At 57.6% G+C, this 5,262-nt stretch carries 7 protein-coding genes; 4 read left to right on the forward strand and 3 right to left on the reverse strand.

Annotated features, from left to right (window positions below; genetic code table 11):
* The 3 genes from Q0288_RS05245 to Q0288_RS05255 form a co-directional block, all read left to right on the forward strand.
* The coding region (locus Q0288_RS05245; protein WP_299428234.1) for an enoyl-CoA hydratase-related protein at positions 1–727 on the forward strand (727 nt) is incomplete at its 5' end.
* A 231-nt stretch (positions 728–958) separates the two neighbouring features.
* Positions 959–1,849, forward strand: coding sequence for a phosphohydrolase (locus Q0288_RS05250; protein ID WP_299428237.1), 891 nt, complete (start codon positions 959–961; stop codon positions 1,847–1,849).
* Between the two features lie 46 nt (positions 1,850–1,895).
* Positions 1,896–3,065: an LCP family protein gene (locus Q0288_RS05255; RefSeq protein ID WP_299428240.1), complete on the forward strand. Its 1,170-nt coding sequence runs from the start codon at positions 1,896–1,898 to the stop codon at positions 3,063–3,065.
* Between the two features lie 82 nt (positions 3,066–3,147).
* Here the strand turns inward: Q0288_RS05255 and Q0288_RS05260 are convergent, their stop codons facing one another.
* The 3 genes from Q0288_RS05260 to Q0288_RS05270 form a co-directional block, all read right to left on the reverse strand.
* A complete protein-coding gene (locus tag Q0288_RS05260) occupies positions 3,148–3,315 on the reverse strand; it encodes a hypothetical protein (protein ID WP_299428243.1) in 168 nt (55 codons plus the stop codon).
* Positions 3,316–3,433: 118 nt separating this feature from the next.
* Entirely contained in the window at positions 3,434–3,724 is a 291-nt protein-coding gene (locus Q0288_RS05265) for a hypothetical protein (RefSeq protein WP_299428245.1), read from the reverse strand.
* Positions 3,725–3,963: 239 nt separating this feature from the next.
* The gene (locus tag Q0288_RS05270) at positions 3,964–4,266 is read right to left on the reverse strand and encodes a hypothetical protein (protein WP_299428248.1); all 303 of its coding nucleotides are present in this window, start codon (positions 4,264–4,266) and stop codon (positions 3,964–3,966) included.
* Between the two features lie 269 nt (positions 4,267–4,535).
* Here Q0288_RS05270 and Q0288_RS05275 point away from each other — a divergent pair, with 269 nt between their 5' ends.
* Positions 4,536–4,976: a Fur family transcriptional regulator gene (locus tag Q0288_RS05275; protein ID WP_299428251.1), complete on the forward strand. Its 441-nt coding sequence runs from the start codon at positions 4,536–4,538 to the stop codon at positions 4,974–4,976.
* Positions 4,977–5,262: the final 286 nt, after the last annotated feature.

The raw sequence follows: 5,262 nt of genomic DNA on the forward strand, positions 1-5,262 counted from the left end.
CACCCTCACCCGGCCTCAGGCCCTCAACGCGCTCAACCAGGAGGTCCTCATCGAGCTGGCGGCCGTGACCGAAATAATTTCCGAGGATCGCGTGGTCAGGGCGGCGATTTTCACCGGCGAAGGCAAGGCCTTTGTGGCCGGGGCCGACATCTCGGAAATTGCCGATCTCCAGGATGTGTTTGCCGCACGGGAGTTTGCTATTCTGGGCCAGTCGGTTTTCAACGAGATCGCAGCCCTGCCGATTCCCAGCATTGCAGCCATCAATGGGTTTGCCCTGGGCGGGGGCCTCGAGCTGGCCCTGGCCTGCGATCTGCGCGTGGCCAGCCACAAAGCCAAACTAGGACTCCCCGAGGTGGGTCTGGGCATTATTCCCGGCTTTGGCGGAACCCAGCGTCTGCCCCGTCTGGTTGGCCGGGGAAGGGCTTTTGACCTTATCTTTACGGGTCGCCACGTTACGGGTGAGGAAGCCCTGGGTCTGGGCCTGGTCAACCGGGTGGGCGAGGATGCCTTGCAGACGGCCAAAGAACTGGCCACCGCCATCCTGAAAAATGGCCCGGTGGCCCTTGCCCTGGCGAAAGAAGCGGTCGGACGGGGTGAAAACCTGGATCTGCAAGAGGCCCTGGAAGTCGAGGCAGACCTGTTTGGCCTGGCCTGTGCCACCAGGGATATGCGCGAGGGCACCAGGGCTTTCCTGGACAAGCGCCCCGCCCAGTTCAAAGGCGAATGATTTGAGCAAGGGGGCTTTCGTGCGCGGGAAGAAGGGCAGTTAGGTGGTGCCACACTGTAAATCGTGGTGAGTTGCCAGGCAGTTCTTTAGGTCTAATCCGCAGGCCCCGCTGCCTAAGGTTTTCGCTTTGGAGTCCCGCTGGTTGTTTGCTGCTGGCCCTACACCCTCGACCCTTCATCCGATGTGTCCTTTGTCACGCCCCCATAACCCTCTTAGCCCTACCATCAGGGTATGAGTGATGGTAGTACCGTCATGAGCGAGCGAACCGTTCAAGTTACCCAGCCCAAAGCCAAGCTGTATGTCGAGGCCGACCTGGCAATACGGGAGGGTTTGCAGCGCTATCCCAAGGCGCTGGCTGCCTACGAAATGCTCACCTCCGACTCCGAGGCCAGGGGCCACTGGGACATGGCCAACTACATCACCGTGCGCAAGCTGGGCTACAACGACCACGGGCGTGTACATGCGCTGCTGACGGGTGCAGCCAGTGTAGCCATCCTGCAACTGTTAACCGACCACCGGGTTAAGCCCGATGTGATGGAAAGTGGGGTGGGCGATCTGGACGATACCTTCCTCACGGTACTGCTCTCCACCATGCTCCACGACATCGGCAACCAGGTGCACCGCTCCCGCCATGAATCCTTCAGTGTTGTTCTGGCCATTCCCATCCTGGACAGGATTCTGGAGAAACTCTACCGTGACCCCGAACAGCGCATCGAGCTACGGGCCTTCATGCTTCATTCCATAAACTGCCACGACCTCGAGCCCGAGCCTCTTACCATCGAGGCTGGCATTACGGCTGTGGCCGACGGAACCGACATCACCAAAGGCCGGGGACGCAAGGCTTTCGCCCTGGGTTCGGTGGATATCCACTCCATCAGCGCGCTGGCAGTGGATGAAGTTCAGATTTTGAAGGGTCAGCAAATCCCGGTGGAGATCCGGGTCATCATGAACAACTCAGCCGGTATATTCCAGGTCGAAGAGACCCTGACCAAGAAGGTGTTGCGCAGTCCCATCCGCGATTTCGTGACGGTCATTGCCAGCACCCACGACACCGAACACGACCAGCGCATTATCCGACGGGTGCGGCTGCACGAGTCTGAACCACGCTTTACCCTGGACTGAACCGCCCGGGTTTTTCTCACCATCGGTAGGCTACACTGGCAAGGATATGCGGCGTATCGTTCCCCTGTTCGTGCTGGTTTTGCTGGTTGGAGCAGCCTGGTGGGCTTATCCTTTGTTACAACCGCTATTGCGCTACGGCTCGCTGCCACGTAATTTAGACCGCCCCCTGACCGTCCTGGTGCTGGGCGTTGCACCCGAATACAAGTACTATCACCAGCGCGCACCGGAGGATTTTCGCGGCCTGTCGGATGTGAATTTGTTGGTGCGCTTCGATCCCGCGACCAAGCACATCAGCGTTCTTTCCATTCCCAGGGATGTCTTTGTGCGAATTCCCGGCTATGGCTGGCACCTCATCAACCAGGCCAACAAATTTGGCGGCCCGGATCTGGCCAGGCAGGTGGTGAGTAACCTGACGGGCGTCGAGATTGATGGCTATGTGGCGGTCAGTGTCGAGGCCATCCGCAATGGAGTAGATGCGCTGGGAGGCATTACGGTCTGCGTGGAAAAACCCATGCAGTACAAAGATACCGCCGCAAAGCTCGACATCAACCTGCAGCCCGGCTGCCAGCACCTTGGCGGCACTCAGGCCGAGGGATATTTGCGTTTTCGCCACGATGCCCTGGGCGATATTGGACGCATTCAGCGGCAGCAGACCTTCTTCAATGCCCTCCAGCAGCAAATTCTCACGCCCGTCGGTCTATGGCGTATACCCCAGGCCATCGCCAGTGTGGAGCAGAACATCCGTACCGACCTTACCCGGGATCAGATTGCCAGCCTGCTGGGTTTTGCAGCCCAGCAGCCCCAACTGGTTTCGCTGCTGACGCCGGGTCAGTTTGGTCAGGGCTGGGAAGTGAATCGGGCCGAGCTGAACAAACTGGTACAGCGCTTTTTTGGCGACGCCCCGACCGTTGCTCAGGCCACCCACGGGGATTTGCGGGGGCAGCAGGCCGTGGTGCTCTATGCAGCTCCCCAGGAGGCTGCTGCAATCGAGATGCGCCGCAAACTGCGTGAACTGGGTTTGCGGGTGCTGCTGCGTGAGATGGAGAGTGCCCCACCGCGTAGCGAGGTCATCTCCAATGGAGCCGCCGAGTTGGCCCAGGTGCTGGGAGAGGCCATCGGGATGCCCTCGAGGGTTTCGGGGGAATCGGTTTTGTACGCCGATCTGACGGTGCGAATTGGTACTGATTTTGTTGGCTCCAACGGTCGAAATCAGTAGCTGAGGGGCGTCTCCCGCGAAGGGTCAAAAAAAATCAACTGCCACCGGGAGGCACGGGGCAGTTGCCAGGTAGGCGATGGTTTCAGGCCATGTGCCTCGAGCGCAGGCGGCTGGCCTGGGTGCGCGTGGCCACGTGGCCGCTAAACTCGATAGGCGCGGGCAGCAGCCAGTTGCGCAGCGAGGTACGTACACCGCTCATGGGATGGGGCCGAACCCGGAAGGGCCGGGTATTGCCGAATTCGATTTTCAATATATGCTCCCTGCTCATGCACGTAGAGTAAACCCTCCGTCGTTACAGGCGCGTTACATTTGCACCAACCGACATTAATAAACCTTAATGTTTGACCGCCAGGGGCTTTGGTTCCACTTCAGGCTTGCATGGGTCTGGGTGAATGTTCATCACCGGGCTCTTCCCAGGCCGCTTCGATCAGATCTATTAACTCTTCTATGGGAACCCCATAGCGGCGGGCTACGCGGGCCAGTTCATGCCCAAGTCGCTTGAGCTGGCCCACATACTGCTCGGATCTCCCGCTGGACTCGGCCTCGAGGTCTTCCACGACCCCAATCAGCCAGCCCACCAACTCGCTGGCATCCTCATCGGAGAGCCCATCGGTGAGCGCTTCGTCCTCGAGAATCTGTTCCGTCAGCTGTTCAACCATACCCGGCCTTCATACTATGCCGAACCGGAGTGAAATTGAAATTTGCCCGCCGAACTTGATCGGAGTTCTGGCCTCCCAGGCAAATTTCTCTGATTTTCATCTGATGCCAGTTTATACCTCGATTTACACCCTGGTTCGGTGGGCAACTCGGGGTTTCTTGGGAAGGCCCGGCTCTGGTGTTCCACACCGATGGAGCTGCTGGCCAGTATATCGTCGGCACCGTACCCGAGTAGATGGGATCAGTTGCTAGAGTTGGGGGTGGGTGTAGATTTGGGCGGCATACGCAGGAAGAGCACCTCATCCTTATGCACATACCCCATCTGACGAACCAACCCTTCGCGGTAGCGGGGATCGACAGCCACCTGAAGTTCGTCGCTTAGTTTGTGGATGCGCTGCTCGAGCTGTTCCAGGCGAAGTTGAGTGGCTGTAGTGTCGTGCCGAATTTGAAAGTGGCGCTGAACCTCGAGGGTAAGCAAGACCAGCAAATGCAGCGTCCCTAGCGCGAATACTAAATGTAAGAAGCGATAAATTGGCCTCTCCACAGCATAATCAGTATATCACCTTTCGCCGTTGCGTGCTGGTGTTATTTGCCAGGTAACGCCTGACTAAATTCCCAGTATCCGACTGGGTATTACCCACCATACAAAATTGAGCCGGGGTTCTACATCTGGCTGTATACCTTTTCTGCATTCTCAAATTGGACTTGTTGCAGAAATGGCTTCCAGGATTAGAATTACACTGTGACTATCGCAATAGTGGTTTTTTTCTGAAAATGTTTTATAGTAGTGAAAGTTGTACAAGGGGGCCGAAAATGGCAAAGACCAAAGAGCGCGAAAGCTACCGGTCGCGGTTAAAAGCGGTGGGTTTACGTCACACCTTACCCAGGGAACGCATACTCGCCCACCTCGACCGCAAGAGCACCCACCCCACCCCAGAGGAGTTGCACCAAAGTCTTAAGAAGAAAAGCTACAATATCGGGCTTTCGACGGTATACCTGAACCTCCAGGTGCTGCGCGATTCGGGTCTGTTGTGGGAGTTCAAGGATCAGAAGGGCAACACCCGCTACGATGGATTCAACGAACGGCATCACCATCTTTTCTGCCTCCAGTGCGGCAGTATTGAAGATGTGCTGGTCAAGGATTTGCCCGAGTTCGATCCCGAGCCAATCAGGAAAGCCGTAGAAGCCAAGAATGGCTGGTTTGTGGAAGAGGCCCGCCTCGAGCTGCGGGGCGTCTGTCCAGCGTGTCAATAATGCGATGCGCGAGTCCAGCGCCGTGGTTTCTTTAGCATCTCTTGCGATCAAACAGCGGTGGCCGTGGACAAAACCAGGGTTGGCATCAGCCACCACAAACTACCCACGGGATTTGTGGGGCTCAGGTACCTCCACCGTATATGTTTATCAACCCCAACAGGGCACCGCTTATACCCCTAACAGTTCAACCAGTGTCCGAACCCCAAACCCGGTGCCGCCAGCCTGTCCGAGGGCATGGCTTTTTTCGGTATAGGCTGGGCCGGCAATATCCAGGTGTACCAGCGGC

Origin of the sequence: uncultured Meiothermus sp., from assembly GCF_937863175.1 — a bacterium.
Lineage (GTDB): Bacteria > Deinococcota > Deinococci > Deinococcales > Thermaceae > Meiothermus.